This is a genomic window from Saccharopolyspora sp. ASAGF58, assembly GCF_012277335.1.
Lineage (GTDB): Bacteria > Actinomycetota > Actinomycetes > Mycobacteriales > Pseudonocardiaceae > Saccharopolyspora > Saccharopolyspora hattusasensis.
This window is the reverse complement of sequence record NZ_CP040605.1, coordinates 2,022,501-2,040,281: the sequence shown is the minus strand read 5'-3', so window position 1 is coordinate 2,040,281 and position 17,781 is coordinate 2,022,501. Positions and strand designations below refer to the sequence as shown.

Annotated in this window: 18 protein-coding genes (1 of these 18 cut by a window edge); 12 read left to right on the top strand and 6 right to left on the bottom strand. The window is 70.0% G+C overall.

What is annotated here, in order from left to right; translation table 11 throughout:
* Positions 1–24 precede the first annotated feature (24 nt).
* Positions 25–591: a DUF3558 family protein gene (locus FDZ84_RS09420; RefSeq protein WP_246868899.1), complete on the top strand. Its 567-nt coding sequence runs from the start codon at positions 25–27 to the stop codon at positions 589–591.
* A 126-nt stretch (positions 592–717) separates the two neighbouring features.
* Here the strand turns inward: FDZ84_RS09420 and FDZ84_RS09415 are convergent, their stop codons facing one another.
* The 3 genes from FDZ84_RS09415 to FDZ84_RS09405 all read right to left on the bottom strand — a co-directional run bounded on the left by FDZ84_RS09415 (position 718) and on the right by FDZ84_RS09405 (position 4,040).
* Positions 718–1,590, bottom strand: coding sequence for a 1,4-dihydroxy-2-naphthoate polyprenyltransferase (locus tag FDZ84_RS09415; protein ID WP_168585573.1), 873 nt, complete (start codon positions 1,588–1,590; stop codon positions 718–720).
* Between the two features lie 55 nt (positions 1,591–1,645).
* A complete protein-coding gene (gene menE, locus FDZ84_RS09410; protein ID WP_168589924.1) occupies positions 1,646–2,836 on the bottom strand; it encodes an o-succinylbenzoate--CoA ligase in 1,191 nt (396 codons plus the stop codon).
* 280 nt (positions 2,837–3,116) lie between these two features.
* On the bottom strand, positions 3,117–4,040 hold the full coding sequence (locus FDZ84_RS09405) for a 1,4-dihydroxy-2-naphthoyl-CoA synthase (RefSeq protein ID WP_168585572.1): 924 nt from the start codon (positions 4,038–4,040) through the stop codon (positions 3,117–3,119).
* 133 nt (positions 4,041–4,173) lie between these two features.
* Between FDZ84_RS09405 and menD the strand changes: the two genes are divergently transcribed.
* Both menD and FDZ84_RS09395 read left to right on the top strand, forming a co-directional pair.
* Positions 4,174–5,844: a 2-succinyl-5-enolpyruvyl-6-hydroxy-3-cyclohexene-1-carboxylic-acid synthase gene (gene menD / locus FDZ84_RS09400; protein WP_168585571.1), complete on the top strand. Its 1,671-nt coding sequence runs from the start codon at positions 4,174–4,176 to the stop codon at positions 5,842–5,844.
* 592 nt (positions 5,845–6,436) lie between these two features.
* On the top strand, positions 6,437–7,936 hold the full coding sequence (locus FDZ84_RS09395; RefSeq protein WP_168585570.1) for a M1 family metallopeptidase: 1,500 nt from the start codon (positions 6,437–6,439) through the stop codon (positions 7,934–7,936).
* A gap of 20 nt (positions 7,937–7,956) precedes the next feature.
* Here FDZ84_RS09395 and FDZ84_RS09390 read toward each other — a convergent pair whose 3' ends face one another.
* The gene (locus FDZ84_RS09390) at positions 7,957–9,153 is read right to left on the bottom strand and encodes an isochorismate synthase MenF (protein ID WP_246868898.1); all 1,197 of its coding nucleotides are present in this window, start codon (positions 9,151–9,153) and stop codon (positions 7,957–7,959) included.
* A 190-nt stretch (positions 9,154–9,343) separates the two neighbouring features.
* On the opposite strand from FDZ84_RS09390, the gene FDZ84_RS09385 reads away from it, so the two are divergent.
* From FDZ84_RS09385 to FDZ84_RS09375, 3 genes are all read left to right on the top strand, one after another.
* A complete protein-coding gene (locus FDZ84_RS09385; protein WP_246868897.1) occupies positions 9,344–9,841 on the top strand; it encodes a DUF3592 domain-containing protein in 498 nt (165 codons plus the stop codon).
* Positions 9,842–10,016: 175 nt separating this feature from the next.
* Positions 10,017–10,892 (top strand): 1,2-phenylacetyl-CoA epoxidase subunit PaaC, encoded by an 876-nt coding sequence (gene paaC / locus FDZ84_RS09380; RefSeq protein ID WP_168585569.1) that lies wholly within the window; start codon positions 10,017–10,019, stop codon positions 10,890–10,892.
* A 205-nt stretch (positions 10,893–11,097) separates the two neighbouring features.
* On the top strand, positions 11,098–11,682 hold the full coding sequence (locus FDZ84_RS09375) for a hypothetical protein (protein WP_168585568.1): 585 nt from the start codon (positions 11,098–11,100) through the stop codon (positions 11,680–11,682).
* Between the two features lie 3 nt (positions 11,683–11,685).
* Here the strand turns inward: FDZ84_RS09375 and FDZ84_RS09370 are convergent, their stop codons facing one another.
* Positions 11,686–12,546, bottom strand: coding sequence for an inositol monophosphatase (locus tag FDZ84_RS09370; RefSeq protein ID WP_168585567.1), 861 nt, complete (start codon positions 12,544–12,546; stop codon positions 11,686–11,688).
* Between the two features lie 177 nt (positions 12,547–12,723).
* On the opposite strand from FDZ84_RS09370, the gene FDZ84_RS09365 reads away from it, so the two are divergent.
* The 4 genes from FDZ84_RS09365 to FDZ84_RS09350 all read left to right on the top strand — a co-directional run bounded on the left by FDZ84_RS09365 (position 12,724) and on the right by FDZ84_RS09350 (position 15,318).
* Positions 12,724–13,848 carry a glycosyltransferase family 1 protein gene (locus tag FDZ84_RS09365; RefSeq protein ID WP_168585566.1) on the top strand — a complete coding sequence of 375 codons (1,125 nt, stop codon included), beginning with the start codon at positions 12,724–12,726 and terminating at the stop codon, positions 13,846–13,848.
* 188 nt (positions 13,849–14,036) lie between these two features.
* Complete coding sequence (locus tag FDZ84_RS09360) at positions 14,037–14,204, top strand: hypothetical protein (RefSeq protein ID WP_210435493.1); 168 nt, start codon at positions 14,037–14,039, stop codon at positions 14,202–14,204.
* A complete protein-coding gene (locus FDZ84_RS39950; RefSeq protein WP_256413672.1) occupies positions 14,125–14,562 on the top strand; it encodes an N-acetyltransferase in 438 nt (145 codons plus the stop codon). Before FDZ84_RS09360 ends, FDZ84_RS39950 begins: the two co-directional genes overlap by 80 nt.
* A gap of 66 nt (positions 14,563–14,628) precedes the next feature.
* The gene (locus tag FDZ84_RS09350; protein ID WP_168585563.1) at positions 14,629–15,318 is read left to right on the top strand and encodes a demethylmenaquinone methyltransferase; all 690 of its coding nucleotides are present in this window, start codon (positions 14,629–14,631) and stop codon (positions 15,316–15,318) included.
* Positions 15,319–15,458: 140 nt separating this feature from the next.
* Here the strand turns inward: FDZ84_RS09350 and FDZ84_RS09345 are convergent, their stop codons facing one another.
* Positions 15,459–16,322: a LysR family transcriptional regulator gene (locus tag FDZ84_RS09345; protein ID WP_246868896.1), complete on the bottom strand. Its 864-nt coding sequence runs from the start codon at positions 16,320–16,322 to the stop codon at positions 15,459–15,461.
* A 91-nt stretch (positions 16,323–16,413) separates the two neighbouring features.
* On the opposite strand from FDZ84_RS09345, the gene FDZ84_RS09340 reads away from it, so the two are divergent.
* Positions 16,414–17,082: an SLC13 family permease gene (locus FDZ84_RS09340; protein ID WP_168585562.1), complete on the top strand. Its 669-nt coding sequence runs from the start codon at positions 16,414–16,416 to the stop codon at positions 17,080–17,082.
* A gap of 458 nt (positions 17,083–17,540) precedes the next feature.
* Positions 17,541–17,781: the 5' portion of a hypothetical protein gene (locus FDZ84_RS09335; protein ID WP_168585561.1), read on the top strand. Its footprint extends 74 nt past the window's final position; 241 of the gene's 315 nt are visible here — the first part of the coding sequence; its start codon is at positions 17,541–17,543; its stop codon lies off the right edge, out of view.

The window sequence follows — 17,781 nt, the reverse complement described above, 5'->3', positions numbered from 1 at the left end:
CCACGCAGGAAGGTTGGTGTGTCGGTGAGGCGTTGGGGTTGGCTTTCCGCGGTCGCACTGCTCGGAACGGTGGCCGGCTGCACGCCCGGCGAGCAGGCTCCGCCGACCGCCGCGCCGACTACGCAGACCGCTCCGGCGGAGCATTCCACGACGGAATCCGCGGTGCCGTCGATCACCCGGAACGTGCCGCCCGAACAGCGGAAACGGCTGGCAGACCTGCCTGTCGACCAGCTCTGCGGGCTGGTCGACCAGGAGGAGCTGAGTGCGCTGGCGTTCCCGGTGGAAAGCGGTGCCTCGCGGGAAGTCGGGTTCGATCCGCCGGTGCGCGGTTGCACCTTCCAGGCCCGTTCCGGCGCGCGTTCCGTGGTGATCGGCGCCCAACCGGAGGGTTTCGCGAAGCTCGGTCGCGACGAGGTGGATCTGGGCACCGTCCGCGGGACGCGGACCATGCACGCGAACGACTGCACCGTCTTCGCCGGCGTGACGGGCGCAACGCTGCAGGTCGCTGTGACGGCGAGCGACGTGGGTACCGACCAGTGCGAGAAAGCCCAGCAGGTTGCGCAATACGTGCTCGCCGCCGTCGTGGTGTGACCTGGTTCCGGGGCGGGTGGCTCCGTTGGGCGTGCGGAAACGCCGACCACGGCTCGATGACGGTCGCGCGCATCGCTGCGGGGACTTGAGTCGTGCCCCACTTCGTCCGGCGGGGCACAGCCGCAATCAGCCGAAGGCCACGGCGAGGGCGGTGAGAATCGACCAGGCCAGCATGGCGAAGCCGGTGTCGCGCAGCGCCGGGATCAAGGCGCGTCCCTGCGAGCCGCCGGCCACCGCGCGCAGCGGGACGATGAGCAGCGGCAGCGCGAGGAACCCGAGCAGCGCCCAGGAATTGCGCAGCCCGATCAGGACCGTGATCAGGAACGGGATAAGCGTCAGCGCGACGTAGAGCGTGCGGGTGTCGCGGTCGCCCAGCATCACCGCGAGGGTGCGTTTGCCGGTGACCCGGTCGGACGGAATGTCGCGGAGGTTGTTGGCGACCAGAACCGCGCTGGACAGCGAGCCGATACCCACCGCGGCGCCGATGCCCGAGCCGGAGATCGTGCCGGCCTGCACGTACATGGTGCCCAGGACGGCGACCAGGCCGAAGAAGACGAACACGGCGATCTCGCCCAGGCCCGCGTAGCCGTAGGGGCGCGTGCCGCCGGTGTAGTACCAGGCCCCGGCGATGCAGAGCGCGCCGATGGCCAGCAGCCACCATTGTCCACTTAGGACCACCGCGCCGAGGCCGGCGACCGCCGCGAGCCCGAAGCAGGTCCAGGCCGCCATGCGCACCCCGGCCGGCCTCGCCGAACCCGAGCCGACAAGGCGGAACGGCCCGACCCGGTCGTCGTCGGTGCCGCGGATGCCGTCGGAGTAGTCGTTGGCGAAGTTCACCCCGATGATCAGCAGCATGGAGACGATGAGCGCTAGAACCGCGATCACGGGGTCGAACTTGTCGATCCCCGCCGCTGCGCCGGTGCCGGCGAGCACTGGTGCGATCGCATTCGGGAAGGTGCGGATGCGAGCGCCTTCGATCCATTGAGCGACAGTCGCCATGGAGGCCATCTTCGCGCACCCGTGCGGGCCGTCGGCGAGAGCCTCCCCGCCAGAGTCAGGAATCGAGCCGGGCGGCCAACGCGCGTCGGTCCGGCTTTCCGGGCCCACGCAGCGGCAACTCCGCGAGGAAAGCGACGCGCTTCGGCGTGGCGGCCGCGCCGAGGCGCTCGCGGACCGCGGTGCGGAGGGCGTGCGGAGCCGGCGGATCAGCCGGGTCCGCCGGCACGACCGCCGCGACCACTGCCTGGCCCCATTCCTGGTCCGGCACGCCGAGCACGCATGCCTCGCGGACCCCGTCCTGCTCGGTGAGAACCCGCTCGACCGCCAGCGGCGCGACGTTCACCCCGCCGGTGATGATCATGTCGTCGGTGCGGCCCAGCACCTCCAGCCGGTCGCCCCGCCAGCGGCCCAGGTCGCCGGTGCGGAACCAGCCGTCGGTGAACGCCACCGCGGCTGGCTGGTGCCGATAACCCCTGGCCAGCATCGGTCCGGCCAGGCGGATCGGTCCGGTCTCGCCGTCGATGTGGACCTTCGCGAGATCCAGCGGCTGCCCGTCGTAAACGCAGCCGCCCGAGGTCTCGCTCATCCCGTACGTCGTGGTGACGCCGATTCCGCAGTCCCGGGCCCGCCGCAGCAAGGCTGGTGGGGTGGCCGCGCCGCCGAGCAGCACCGCGTCGAATTTCCGCAGCGTGGCAAGGCCATCGCCGCCCGCGTCGAGCAGCCGGGACAGCTGGGTGGGCACCAGGGCCGTGTAGTGCGGGCCGTCCGCGGCGAGCACCTGGCTGGCGGCTTCGGCGAACCGGTCGGGGCGGAACCCGGCGGAGGTGTCGGCGGCGTGCGGGCTGGTCCCCGCCAGCAGTGCCCGGACCAGGACCTGGATGCCCGCGACGTGGTGCGCGGGCATGGCCAGCAGCCAGTGGCCGGGGCCGCCGAGGCGGCGGTGGGTGGCTTCGGCGGAGGCGCGAAGCGCCGATGCCGGGAGCAGCACGCCCTTCGGCGTGCCGGTGGAGCCTGAAGTGGCGATGACCAGCGCGGTTGGGTCGTCGGGGTGGTCTTCGGCACCGGCCAGCGGCGAGCCGTCGGCGAGGGCTGCGACGAGCCGCTGGGCTTCCTCCGCGTTTCCTGCGGCGACCGGCAGCAGGGCCGGGCCGTCGCCGTCCAGTGCCCGCGTCAACGCAGGCAGCACGTCCAAAGCGCCGGTGCCGGGTGGCACCGGAAGCGGCTGCAGGTCGCGGGCTTTCGGCATCTGCCCATTGTCGGCGAGCACCGGCCCCACAGGCTGCGCCACCTCGGCGAGAACTTCGACACTCGATCACCTGTTCTAGCGATCAAGTGTTCGAATTTCCGGCCGATGAAATTGGTACGCGCTTGGAAGGGAGCCGAAAATGATGGTTCTGATCGTGCTGGTGTGCCCGGCCGACCTGCTGGTGGACCTCTTAGGCCGATGGCCGGCAGGCGATGGCGAGCAGGACCGGTTCCGTGCCGGGAAAAGCGGTGCGAGCCCGCCCGGAACCGATCCCGACGACTCAGAAGTACCAGGGGAAGGCGGACCAGTCCGGGGTCCGCTTCTGCAGAAACGAGTCGCGTCCTTCGACGGCTTCGTCGGTCATGTAGGCGAGGCGGGTGGTCTCACCGGCGAACAGTTGCTGGCCGACCAGCCCGTCGTCGATGGCGTTGAACGCGTACTTGAGCATGCGCTGCGCAGTCGGCGACTTGCCGTTGATCTCGCGGGACCACTGCAGCGCGGTGGCCTCCAGTTCGTCGTGCGGGACGACGACGTTGACCATCCCCATCTGGTGAGCCTGCTCGGCGGTGTAGGGGCGCCCGAGGAAGAAGATCTCCCGGGCGAACTTCTGGCCTACCTGGCGGGCGAGGTAGGCCGAGCCGAATCCGCCGTCGAAGCTGCCGACGTCGGCATCGGTCTGCTTGAAGCGGGCGTGCTCGGCACTGGCGATGGTGAGATCGCACACGACGTGCAGGCTGTGGCCGCCGCCGGCGGCCCAGCCCGGTACGACCGCGATGACGATCTTCGGCATGAACCGGATCAGCCGCTGCACTTCGAGGATGTGCAGCCGCCCGGCGCGGGCCGGGTCGACCGAATCGGCGGTCTCGCCGTCGGCGTACTGGTACCCGGAACGACCGCGGATTCGCTGATCGCCGCCGGAGCAGAAGGCCCAGCCGCCGTCCTTGGTGGACGGGCCGTTTCCGGTGATCAGCACGCAGCCGACGTCGCTTGTCATGCGTGCGTGGTCCAGGGCTCGGTACAGCTCGTCGACGGTGTGCGGGCGGAAGGCGTTGCGGACGTCCGGGCGGTCGAACGCGATGCGCACGGTGCCATTCCCGGGGCCGTCCTCGACGCAGCGGTGATACGTGATGTCGGTGAAGTCGAAGCCCGCCACGGGCTCCCACGAAGCCGGATCGAACAGCTCAGAGACACGGGGATTCTGCACACCTGGGACAATAGGCGCAGCAAGCGCTCGGGGCGGGGGCCTCCCCGCAGCAACCCGGCGCTTGGGGACGACGGCGAGGGGGACCATGGCTCCCTCGGCCGGCGTTCGCCGAGCGATGTTCAGAGGTGATCGGTTGAATCCGTCCACGGCCCAGGCTGAGGTCATCGTCGACGAGCTCGTCCGCAACGGGGTGCGGCAGGTGGTGCTCTCCCCGGGATCACGCAACGCACCGCTGTCTTACGCGCTGCACCGAGCCGCACACGCAGCGCGGTTGCGGCTGCACGTACGCATCGACGAGCGCAGCGCGGGTTTTCTCGCGTTGGGGTTGGCGGCGCGGACGCAGTTGCCGGTGGCGGTCGTCTGCACATCGGGTACCGCCGCGACGAATCTGCACCCGGCGGTGAGTGAGGCATACCACTCGGGTGTCCCGCTGATCGTGCTGACCGCGGATCGCCCGCCGGAGCTGCGCGCAGCGGGCGCCAACCAGACCATCGATCAGCACCGGCTGTTCGGTGCCGAGGTCCGGATGTTCGACGAGCTCGCCGTCGCCGAGAGCCGCCCGGGGCAGAACGCGTACTGGCGAAGCCAGGTGTGTCGCGCCTGGCACGCCGCGGCCGATGGAACGCGGGGCGGCCCGATGCACCTGAACATCCCGTTCCGGGAGCCGCTGGTGCCCGACGGCGACGACCAGTGGTGCGAGCCGCTGACCGGACGCCCGGGCGACGCCCGGTGGACGGAGGTCTCCCAACGAGGCAGCACGCCGAGTGAACTGTCGCAAGTGCACGCTCGACGCGGCCTCGTGCTGGTCGCCGACTGGGGTGTCGAGAGCGCCTACGAATGGGGCGATCGTCACGGCTGGCCGGTGCTGTCCGAGTCCGGCGGTGTGGGCTTAGGCGGCTCGGCAGCGATCAGCACCGGGATGTGGCTGCTGAACCTGCCCGAGTTCATGCGGGACCACCGGCCAGAACAGGTGTTGTGCGTCGGCCGCCCGACGGTGTTCCGGCAGGTAGAACGATTGCTGGCGGACACCGACGTGGAAGTGCTGCTCGCGCACGGTGGGGTGGACTGGACTGCGCCGGCGCACAACTTGCGGGAGGTCGCGGCGACTTTCGGCGCCGCGCCGGGACACGCCGATCCCAACTGGCTCACCGCGTGGCAGCACGCCGACCAGAAGGCGTCCGAGGCGCTGCACGCGGCTCTTGACCTGGAGCGTTGGCCGAGCGGTGCCGCCGTGGCGCGCGAGGTCGTGGACATGTTGCCCGAGCACGCCCTGCTGGTTCTGGGTTCGTCGAACCCGAGCCGGGACGTGGCGCTGGCCGCGCGCCAACGGCCCGATGTGGTCGTGCACCGCAACCGGGGTGTGGCTGGGATCGACGGCATGGTGTCGACGGCGATCGGCGCCGCGGTCGCGCACGGCCGCCCGGCCTACGCGCTCCTGGGTGACCTGACTTTCCTGCACGACAGCAACGGCCTGATGCTCGGACCGTACGAACAGCGGCCAGATCTGACGATCGTGGTGTTGAACGACGACGGTGGCGGCATCTTCGCCTTGCTGGAACACGGAAGCCCCGAGCACCGGGACGCCTTCGAGCGGGTCTTCGCGACACCGCACGGAACCGGCATCGGCCAGCTCTGCGCGGCGCATGGCATCGAGCACGTGCTGGTGCAGGAGCGTTCCGAGTTCACCGCTGCCCTGCAGTGGCGGCCGGGATTGCGGGTCGTCGAGGTGCGGGCGGATCGCGCCAAACTGCGTGCGGTACACCAGCGGTTGCTGACTGCGGTTCGGTCTGCCCTGGTCGGCTGACGGCTCGGCATGCCGCCTGACCGCGGGATATCGTGGCCGGGTGCGTGGTGGCGATCCGGCGGAGCCGTGGCAACGGCGCCGGATCTCCTGCCGTCGCGGACCTTTGAGCTCCCCGTGAACCACCGGTGTCCGCAAGCGCACACCTATGTTGATCACGAAGACGGGACTCTTGGGTGCGCCTCCCTCTTGCGGCGGTAGGAAGATCGATCCGGAGCCGCCGTGATCAGGGGCTGCCGATGGTGTCCAATGCCGCTTCGAGGACGAAGGCCGGATCGACTTCCCAAACAGCCGACTAGCGCGGCCTTTTCGGCCGTGCCCGGTTGATCTCAACGTTCGGGAATTCGGTCGGTCCCGTCGTTCGGGCGGGCGGCGTCACACGTTGGTTTGGCGTCACCGGTGCGCCGATGTCGCTCGAAAGGTGGTTGTTTCTCCGACGATCGGGGTGGTCGTGCGGCAGCCGTCGGTGTTTTTGGTGCCTGCGTTCGCGGTTTTCCGCTGCACAGTGGGAAAAAACGGTGATCCGAAAACATGCCTGGTAGATAAGAGCTTCCTTATTCTCCTACCGGACCAAGAAGTTCGGAGGAGGTGGCAGGTGTTTCGACGACACGGCCTGCGAGCCACGGCGGCGGCGTGCTGCGCGACGGCTTTGCTCGCCACACCGGCGTTGGCCGGCAGCGACGGACCGGGGGCGCCGGGCGCGGGTGACGACTACTTCCCGGGTTACGGGAACGGTGGGTACGACGTCTCCCACTACGACATCCAGGTGCATTACCAGCCCGCGGACGACCATCTGCAGGGCACCACGACGATCGTCGCGAAACCGACGCAGAACCTGACCGCGTTCAACTTGGACTTCGCGCTGACCACCAAGTCGGTGCGGGTCAACGGGGTGCCCGCGCAGTTCTCGCAGGCCGGCACGGAACTGACGGTGACGCCGCCGGTGACGTTGCGCGAGGGAAGCCTCGCGACCTTCGTCGTCGAGTACGAGGGCGTGCCGTCGACGGTCGAGGTGGACGGCCTCAAGCCGTGGATCCGCACTTCCGACGGTGCGCTCGCGGTCGGCGAACCGGAGATCGCGGCCTGGTGGTTCCCGAGCAACGACCACCCCAGGGACAAGGCGACCTTCGACGTCTCGGTCGCCGTTCCGGACGGCACCGAGGTGGTGTCCAACGGCGTGAACACCAAGAGCTCCAGCCTGGCGGGCTGGACGACCTGGCAGTGGCGCACGACGAAACCGACCGCCACCTACCTGGCGTTCATCGGCGTCGGGCAGTACGGGATCAGCACCAAGACCGGCGCGTTCGGGCAGCCGTTCGTCAGCGCGTACTCCGACAACCTCGGCGAGTTCGAGGGCGCGGCGAAGGCCAGCGTCGAACGCACCCCGGAGGTCGTGGAGTTCCTGAGTGGGTTGCTCGGCGAGTACCCGTTCGAGGCGCAGGGCGGACTGGTCTCATCCGAGGGGATGAGCTTCGCGCTGGAGAACCAGACCCGGCCGACCTACAGTCACAAGTTCTTCCGGAACGGCGCCAACACCTCAGTGGTGGTGCACGAGAACGCGCACCAGTGGTTCGGCGACTCGGTGTCGGTGGACACCTGGCGCAACATCTGGCTGAACGAGGGCTTCGCGTCCTACGCGGAGTGGCTCTGGTCGGAGAAGCAGGGCACCGGAACCGCGCAGGAACTCTTCGACTACTACTACGGGCTGCACCCGGCCGACGACCCGTTCTGGCAGGTCCTGCCGGGTGATCCCGGTGCGGAGGCCGTGTTCGACGACGCGGTGTACGACCGCGGCGCGATGACCGTGCAAGCCTTGCGCAACGTGGTCGGAGACGCGCTCCTGCAGGACATCGTCCGGACCTGGGTGTCGGAGAAGCGCTACTCCACCGGCACGATCGAGGAGTTCATCGCGCTCGCCGAGCGGCGCTCCGGCAAGCAGCTCGACGAGCTGTTCAACACCTGGTTGTTCACCAACGGCAAGCCGCCGGTCGGCGAAGCGACCGGTGTACTGCCGCGCGCGAACCACGTCATGATGGCGCCACCGAAGGCCGTGGCGGAGCTCGACCGCACGCACGCCCTGCTGCACGAGCACTAGTTACTAGTGAGCGGTTCGCGCTAGCGGACGCCTTCGAGGGCCTCGCGGATGGGGAGAAGCTTCGCTTCCGCTTCCGCGACCTCGAGGTCGGGGTCGGAATCAGGGACGATTCCGCACCCCGCGAACAGCCGCACCTTGCCGCCGCCACGCCCGGCCTCGACGCCGGGCGTGGCGGCCGCTTCAACTTGGGCGCAGCGGAGGGCTATGGCGAACTCGCCGCTGCCGCTGCCGTCCAGCCAGCCGACCGGGCCCGCGTAGCGCCCCCGGTCCATCCCTTCCAGCTCGCCGATCGCCAGCACCGCGTCATCGGTCGGCGTTCCCCCGACTGCAGCCGTGGGGTGCACCGCGGCGACCATGCGCAACAGCGTTGCGGGGCCGGTGGTCGCGTTGCTTTCGCTGAGCTTGCCCTCGACGTTCGTCGCGAGGTGCAGGACGTTGCGCAGCTGGAGGACCTCCGGCTCGTCCGGCACCGTGAGATCACTGCAGAAGGGGCGGAGTCGGACCGCCAACGACTCTGCCGCGTAGGCGTGTTCGCTTCGGTTCTTGGCGGACGCCAGCAGTTCGGCGGCGAGCTGTTCGGCGGTGTGCCCCTCGCGGGGCCAGACCGTGCCGGCGAGCACCCGGGACCGCACTTCGTATCCCATGCGTTCGAGCAGCAGCTCCGGGGTGGCGCCGAGGAGACCGTCCACCGCGAACGTCCAGCAGGTCGGGTACCGGGCGGCGAGGTTGTGCAGCAGGTACCGCGCGTCGAGCGGTTCCGAGGTGCTGGCCAGCAGGTCGTGGGAGAGCACGATCTTGTCGAGATCGCCGGTTTCCTGCATGCGGCGCACCGCCTCGGCCACGGCCTGGCGGTAACCGGTCGCGGAGAGTTGCCCGTCGCTGTAGGACACGGTGCCGGGCGGGTGCACGGGCTCGGGCTGCTGCGGCTGGGCGGAGCCATCGCCGATCGTGGTGATCCAGCGCACCCCGTCGCGTTGTCCGATGACGACCTCGGGGACGATCAGCACCGAATCCCCGGGCTCGTCGGCGAAGGCCAGGCTGGCGAACGCCACCGGCCCGCAGCCGGGCAGCCCCACCGAGTCTTCGACCTCGAACTGGTGACAAAGCTCTTGCCACCAGGCGTCGGCCTGGCTGAAGCGGTCGCGACCGGAAACGTCGAGGCGGGCCGCGCAGCCCCAGCCGACGAGCCCGGAGCCGTCGCGGACCCAGCTGAGCACGCCGGCTGCGGGAAGCAACTCTAACAGGGGACGGTCGTATCGAGGGTCGTCTGGTTCGAGCCGTCGGGTTCGCGCCGTCAGCAGCCGGGGTGTATTCGCCACTCATGGAGGGTATGCGCCGCCCCCGAAGCGGTGGGCGGCACCGAAGGCCTGCGACTCGCCGATGGCGGGATGCCTACAATCGGTCACCGTGGCGAGCGAAGCGGTGGCGCAGAACGCGGCCGACTCGGCGACCGATTCCAGCACGGACGGTGACCAGCCGGTGGCGGTGCCGACCCGTGGCCGGGGGCGGATGCGTGCCCGCCGGGGCGTGCTGGTGCTCGGCCTGCTGCTGACCGTAATGGGACTGTCCATCATCGGGGCGTGCTTCATCAACGATCGGACCATCGAGGAGTCCAAGGGCGAAGCGGTGGCCGAGGTGGTGGACACCTCGCTGACCCGGACCGTGGTGCGTTTCAACACCGACGAGGGCCGCGTCTACATCCCGCCGAACGGCGTGCTGTACCCGGCCGACCTGCAGGCCGGCCAGCTGGTCCGGGTCGAGTACGACTCGCGGAACCCGGATCTGGTCCGGGTCGCCGGGCGCAACGCGGTCTTGTCGCTGCTACCGGTGTCCAGTTCGCTCGCCGTTGTTTGGGCGGTTCTGCTGCCGGTGTACTGGCTGCTGCGGCGGCCGACTGCGCGATGAGTCGTTGTGCCCTTGTACCGCTGATCAGGCTTCCCTAACTCGGTCGGGCGGTGTGACACTGAATTCCCGCTGGAAGGGGGGCTGGCGGCGGGTTCGCACGACCGTTGTGGAGCCGGGGTGGGGGTAGCGGCCCATCCGTTCCTGCCGGCCGCCGTCTCGCGTCTGCGAGGTCGCCATGAACATGCCTGAAGTGCAGTCCGGTGCGTCGGATGTGCAGCAGTGGGTGCTCGGCGCACCTTCGATGACCACTGTGGATAGATCGGTTCCGGATGGCGTGGCCACTTCGGACCTCTCGCAGTACTGCCTGATGCTCGGCGATGATGCGCTGATCCTGTCGCACCGGTTGTCCGAGTGGGGAATTCGCGCCCCGGAACTGGAAGAGGCTGCCGCGATCGGCGCGATCGCACTCGACCTGTTGGGGCAGGCCAGGATCCTGCTGCACCGCGCGGGCGAGGTGGAAGGTGCGGGGCGGGACGAGGACAGCCTCGCCTACCTGCGGACGTCCGAGGAATTCCGCAACGTCCGCCTGGTCGAGATCGACTGCGGGCCTGGCCAGGTCGGGGATTTCTCGGCGACAGTCGCGCGGCTGCTGCTGTTCGCCGCTTGGAGGGTCGCGGTGTTCGAACGGCTGGCGCGGAGCCGGGACGCGGTGCTGGCCACCTTGGCGGCGCGGTCGCTCGCGGAGCTGACGCGGCACCGGGACCACGCCGCCCAGTGGGTGATCCGACTCGGCGATGGCGGCACCAGTTCATCCCGGCTCATGGCGGCTGGGTTCCAGCGGGTGTGGCCGATGACCGGCGAGCTGTTCGTCCCGCACCCGGTCGAGGCGCGGTTGGCGGACGCCGGCTGCGGGGCAGATCCGGCGGACGTGCGCGGCGACGTGAGCGGGGTGCTCGACGAGGTGTTCTCGGTGGCCCGCCTTCAACGGCCGGATCCTGTGGAGTTCGGTGGGTTCGTCCGACCCGGTGGCCGGGACGGGGTGCACACCGGCGGGCTGGAGTTCCTGCTCGCCGGAATGCAGTACCTGGCAAGATCCGCCGCACAGCCATGATCGGCCGGGCCGAACGGGAGAGAGTCACGGCACACGCGATCAGATTGAGTACTTTCCCCCAAGAACTTCGGGGCTCGGCGGGCGCAGAGTGATTCCTGGGGGGCGCTCGGGAACTTCGGTTCGGTCGACATCGTCGGATCGGTGCCCACGGGCGGGACACCGGTTTCGAATGCCTCTGCGGCCAAGTGGAAGGACACAACTCGACATGGACGGAATCTGGGTGCAAGCTCTGGTCGCGCTGATCGCCGGGGCGTGCGGGGCAGGAGTGATGCTCGCCGTTGTCTGCGCCCGGAGAGTGAGAACCGCGCCCGCCGCCGCGCGCCCTGCTGCGCCGCCCGGTTTGTCTCCGTCACCCTTGCCTGACAAGTGGTTGCAAGAGGTCCAGCGGTGCGAGCAGGCGGTGTACCGAGCCGCCCGCGCCGTCGACGCGGTGTCCTCCACGCAGGCGCGCCACCAGTTGCAGACGGTCGTTCGGCGGATGGATGCGGAATTGCCGAACATTCGCGCGCTTTCCGAGGTGGGGCGAGGTCTGGCGGGCAGCGAGCCGCGGGACGACGGAGTTGTGCGCCGGGTGCAGAGCCAGCTCGATGACGCCGCGACCAGGTTCAGCATGGTCACCGATCACGTGTTGGAGACGGTCGTGGAGCTGGTCGCAGCACCCGATCTCAGCCGGGTCCACCAGCAGGTGGCGGTGCTGCGCGAGCAGTTCCCGCTGCTGCGGCCGATGTCGGCGGTGTTCGGTCCGAAGCCGGGTTCGGCTCCGGCCCGCGCGCTGGTTCGGGCCGCCTAAGGGTCAGCTCGGCCCGAACGCCTGCCGCCACCAGTCGTGCACGTCGGCGGCGACGCCGGGGGCAGCCACCAGCAACCCGTCCAGCGGGAGCGCGGTTGCGTTGCCCCGGCGGTCCAGCACGGTGGCACCGGCTTCGGTGGCCAGCGCGAGCGCTCCGGCGACGTCCCATTCCTGATAGGAGTCCAGCACCGCCGCGACCGCGTGGCCGAGGGCGACCTGGGTGATCGCCAGCGCCGGGGAGCCCAGTAATCGAACCCCGACCTGGGCGCTCGCGGCATTGGTGATGAACCGGTCCATGCCGTGCCACGGCCCGTCCTTGGTCAGTTCCGTGCACACGATGCCCCCGCGCGCCTCGCCCGGTACGGGCAACCGCACGGGCGTGCCGTTGGCGCGCATGCCACGGCCGCGCGCCGCGGCGTAGATCTGCGTGCGGTACGGGTCGGCGACCACCCCGACCACCGGGCCGTGCTCGTCGAGCATGGCGAGGCTGTAGGCGCACCAGGGCAGGCCCGCGACGTAGTTGGCGGTGCCGTCGACCGGGTCGACCGACCAGCGGAATCTCGCGGAACCGGCGCGGGCGGCCCAGTGCTCGGCGATCGTGGTGGGCGCTGCGTCGAATTCCTCGCCGAACACCGGGATTCCGGGGAATTCGTCGGCGAGGATCCGCCGGGTGTGGCGTTCCAGGGTGCGGCCGGTGTCGGTGACCCAGTCGAACGGCGACTCGGTGGGCTCGGGGCGCGCTCCCCGGCCCGCGGTCGCGATGATCACGTCTGCGGCGTCGTTCGCGAGTCGGCCGGCGACCTCGAATGCCCGCGACACCAGTGCGGGATCGATCTGCGCGGGCGGGGAAGGCAGGACCGTCATGCCGTCCCAGGCTCCGTGCGGTGGGTAACCGGAGCGCAACGCTCAGGTGACCGGTTGTGGAGGGGCAGGTCACGATTGCGCGCCGCCTGACGAGTTGGCGCGGTCTTCGGCTGGCGTTGGCGATGCCGTCACGTTGCGGTCGACTGTTCGCCGGTCCGGGGCGTCACGGTTTTCGGCGTGCGCATAGCGATCGTGACCGAGAGCTTCCTGCCGCAGATCAACGGGGTGACGAATTCCGTGCTCCGGGTGCTGGAGCACTTGCGCCGTCGGGGCGACGCGGCACTGGTGATCGCCCCAGGAGCGGGCCCGGAGGAGTACGCGGGCTTCCCGGTGATCCGGCTGCCCGCGGTGGATCTGCCGCTGGTTTCGTCATTGCCGATCGGCTTCCCGACGCGGCGGTTGCTGCGCGGGTTGCAGGAATTCCGCCCGGATGTCGTGCACCTCGCGTCGCCGTTCATCGTCGGGGCGCGCGGCCTGGCCGCCGCGAGGCGGCTCGGTGTCCCGACCGTCGCGGTGTACCAGACCGACGTCGCGGGCTTCGCCGAGTCGTACGGCTTGGGCCTGACCGCGCGAGCCGCGTGGCGCTGGATCCGCCGCTTGCACGGTGCCGCCGACCGGACGCTCGCGCCGTCGACTTGGGCCGTGGACATGCTGCTGGAGCACGGCGTTCCACGGGTGCACCGGTGGGGGCGGGGCGTGGACACAACGCGTTTCTCGCCGCAGCACCGGGATTCGGGCTTGCGCGGCGAGTTGGCGCCGAACGGTGAGTTGCTCGTCGGGTACGTGGGGCGGTTGGCTCCGGAGAAACGCATCGAAAGGTTGGCGGCGCTGGGCGGGATGCCGGGCGTGCGGCTTGTCGTCGTGGGTGACGGGCCTGAACGCCAGAATCTCAGCGCGGCGTTGCCAGGTGCGGTGTTCCTGGGGCAGCGGACCGGGGATGAGTTGGCGCGGATCTACGCGAGCCTCGACGTTTTCGTGCACACCGGGCCGCACGAGACGTTCTGCCAGGCGGTGCAGGAGGCAATGGCTTCGGGCGTCCCGGTCATCGCCCCGGACGCGGGCGGCCCCCGGGATCTCGTCGACCACGGCCGCACCGGTTACCTGCTGCCCGCAGCCGATCCCGCTGTGCACGCTGATGCCCTGCACACCGCTGTCACGGCGTTGCAAGATCCGGCGGTGCGGGAGCGGTTCGGCGAAGCGGCGCGCGTAGCGGTCGCCGGGCGGACCTGGCCCGCGCTGTGCCAACAGCTGATCGGGCACTATGCCGACGTGACGACCCGCGTGGAGCCGTTGGCCGCTTGACCCCTTCGCGCTGCGTGGCGGCTCTTGCGGGAGTTCGGCTTCCCGGGCTCCGGCCTGACTTCGGAACAGCTACCGCTGCTCACCGGATCGATCCCTGAAACCACGTGCGCCTCGATCGGGCGAACTTGCTTCCCCGGCAAGGAAAAATCGGTGGTACCTGAACGCTTCTACCGCTCATCATGGGTTCCATGGTCTTGGTGTTGGTGCGGCGAGTGATCGACAGCGAACTGAACGCTTTGCGGGAGGCGAGGCTGCACGCACTCGCGGCCGACCCGGATGCCTTTGGGTCCACTTTGGACCGTGAGCGGGCGGAGCCGATGGAGTTCTGGCGGGCGCGGCTCGCCCGCGGCCCGTGATTCCTGGACGGGACGGCGGCGGTGGGGGTGGTCGCTGCGGTGGCCGGCTCGGACCTCGGGGGAGCACCAGCTCGAAGCGATGTGGGTCGCCCCCGAGTGGCGCGGCAAGGGCGTCGCGGAAGCCTTGGTCGCCGCGGTCCTGTCGTGGTCGCGGACAAACGGCGCCACCTCTGTGACGCTGCGCGTCTTCGACGCGAACCTGGCTGCCCGGCGCTTCTACGAGCGCATCGGATTCCGCCGGACGGGACAGCGGGAGTCCCACCCCGGGAAGCGGGCGTTCCGGGAATGCCAGCGGATCCAGTTGCCACCGAGAGGTGATCCGCGGGGGCCGGGTTCCGACGATCGAAAAGGAGCATGACTTCCGCGATGCGGATTCGACGGGCGTGATGGTGATCTTGGCGGTCCCGCCACGTACGCTTCGGCTGTGTCTAGGGCCGGTTTGGACAAGAACCCTCGCGAGGTCGCCGCGATGTTCGACGGCGTCGCGCGCAGGTACGACCTGACCAACACGGTGCTGTCCTTCGGGCAGGACCGGCGGTGGCGGGACGTGACCCGGCGGGCCTTGGCGCCCAAGCCCGGCGAGCGGGTGCTCGACCTGGCGGCCGGCAGCGGCGTGTCGACGGTGGAGTTCGCCCGCTCCGGCGCGTGGTGCGTGGCCGCGGACTTTTCGCTGGGCATGCTGTCGGTCGGCCGACACCGAGGGGTGCCGATGGTGGCGGCGGACGCGCTCCGGCTGCCGTTCGCCGACGATGTCTTCGACGCCGCGACGATCTCGTTCGGGCTCCGGAACCTCGCAGACACGGCTGCTGGCCTGCGGGAGATGCTCAGGGTGGTGCGCCCCGGCGGTCGGCTGGTGGTGTGCGAGTTCTCGACCCCCACCTGGCAGCCGTTCCGGACGATCTACCTGAACTACCTGATGCGGGCGCTGCCGCCGATCGCCCGCTCGGTGTCGTCAAACCCGGACGCCTACGTCTACCTAGCGGAATCCATCCGCGATTGGCCGGACCAGCGCGAGCTCGCGGAGCTGATCGCCGAGTCCGGCTGGACCGGCGTGCAGTGGCGCAACCTCACCAGCGGTGTCGTGGCGGTCCACCGGGCGGTCAAGCCCTCCTGATCCGCTACGCCAACGGGCGCAAGGCCGATGACCGCTTTGGTCGCGCGGATTCGCCGTCGGAGCCTTCGGCGCTCGCCGTCAGAGCCAGGTCGTTTCCGGGGCCAGGGGGTCGGCGGAGCGCTGGGTCCGGCCGATCGCGGTCATGAACGCCTCCGATGCCGCGGCGAGGGGGCGGTTCGGATCGCGGACCACCGCGATGCGCTGATCTTGGGCCGGCCCAACGCCCGGTGCTCCAGGCCGGCGAACCGGACGAGCGGCAGCACCAGCCCAGGCATCACCGCCACGCCGAGCCCGGCCGCGACGAGCCCGGCGACGGTGGTGATGTTGCGCGACTCCAGCACCAGGACCGGTCGAACCCGGGCCGTCGCGAAGGCCTGTTCGGCGTGCTGCCGGATGCTGCTGCTGGGTTCGAAGGCGACGTGCGGCTGGTCGGCCAGTTCCGCCCAGTCGAGCCGACGGCGTTCGGCGAAGGGGTGCGACGGCGGGAAAACGCAACAGAACCGGTCGGCGGCGATCGGCTGGACCTGCAGGTCCGGAAGCGGTTCGGGCACCACTGTGACGGCCAGGTCGACCGCGCCGGTACGGACCCGCCGCAGCACCCCGTCGGACATGTCGTCCTCGATGGACAGTTCGACCTCGGGGTGCTCCGCGCGGTAGGCGGAGACCACGGGCGGCAGCAGGGTCGCCGCCAGCGACGGCAGCGCCGCGATCCGCACCCGGCCGCGGCTGCGGCTGCCGGCCAGGAACCCCTCAAAGTGGTTGATCCCGGCGTCGAAGGCTTCGACCATGCGCCGCGCCACCCGGCAGAACTCGCGGCCGTCCGGCGTGGTGATCAGGTTCCGCGTGGTGCGCTCGAACAGCGTGATACCGAGCTTGCGCTCCACCTCGCGGACCGTGCGGCTCATCGAGGACTGCGCCAGGTGCAGCTGCTGGCCGGCGAGCGTGAAGCTCCCGGCGTCATGCACCGCGAGCACCAGTCGGAGCTGTTGAAGCGTCAGATCCATGCTCACAGCGCATTAATTTATCAACAACTTTTGCTTGAACCGCATGAGCGAGGTGGATCACAGTACCTCCGTCCGGCTTCGGAGGTACTGCATGCTCGCCGCAAGTGGATTCCTGACCATCAGACTCTTCCTGGCCCTGGCCCTGGCCCTGGCCCTGGCCCTGGCCCTGGCCCTGGCCCTGGCCCTGTCCCGTCGCGTCTCGGTGTTCTTCGCACTCACCCTGGTGCCGATCGCGGCCGCGCTCTCCACCGGCTTCGGCGGCCGGCTCGGCCCGCTGATCGCCGACGGGCTGGTCACCGTCGCGCCGGTGGCCATCATGGTCACGTTCGCGGTGCTGTATTTCGGCCTGATTGTCGACACGGGGCTGTTCGACCCCGCCGTGACCCGCATCCTGCGCTGGGCCGGCGGCGATCCGCTGAAGATCACGGTCGGCACCGCGTTGTTGACGCTGCTCGTCGCGCTCGACGGCGACGGCGCCTCGACCTTCCTGATCACCGTGTCCGCGCTGCTGCCGATCTACCAGCGGTTGGGCATGCGGCGCATCGTGCTGACCGGGGTGATCTGCCTGGCGGTGGGCGTGATGAACATGGTCCCGTGGGGCGGCCCGACGGCCCGCGCGATGGCCGTGCTGAACCTCGACAGCGGTCGGCTGTTCGTACCGGTGCTGCCCGCGATGGTGGCCGGGATCCTCTGGGTGCTGGTGGCGGCCTACCTGATCGGTCGCGCGTACCGCACTCCGTGGTTTTGGACTTCCGCGTAGTGCGCGCGGAACAGGCCGGCGCCGACCGGGTTCGGATCAGCGGCGCGGCCGGCCGTGCGCGCCCCGCGGAGTTGAAGGTTGAGCGTCGGCTACCGCGCGGGGTACCGGGCGGAGTGCGGCATCAGCTACGCCGGGCCGAACGCCGCCCGCCGGGCGCGGCTGGCCGCGGACGTCGTCACCACCAGGCTGCGTGGCACGGGGCTGCGAATCAGAGCGGATGTCCTGGGCGCGTTCGGGGAGTCGGGCGAGCCGGCGGACGAGTGCCGCCTGCGGGTGGCCGCGATGGCACCTGACCCGGAGGCGGCCGACGTGGTGTGCCACGAGGTCGACGCTCTACACGAACGGGCCGACGGGCGGTGGTGGCGTCCGCGCCGATGTCCGCGAGGTGATCGGAATCGTCTCGGCGCTCATCCCCCGATCGGGCGTCGAGACCCGGGTGACCGTGTTGGAGGTCGACGGTGCTGCTGCATGACATCGCCCACCGCCGGGCCGGGGACAAGGGCGATACCTCGACGCTGTCGCTGTTCCCCTACCGGGACGAGGACTTCGACCTGCTTGTCCGGGAGGTCACGGCCGACCGGGTCCGCGCGCACCTCGCCGACCACGTCCGAGGCGAGGTGCTGCGCTACGAACTCCCGAACCTGTGCGCCCTGCGGTTCACCTGCCGCCAAGCCCTCGATGGCGGGGTGACGACCTCCC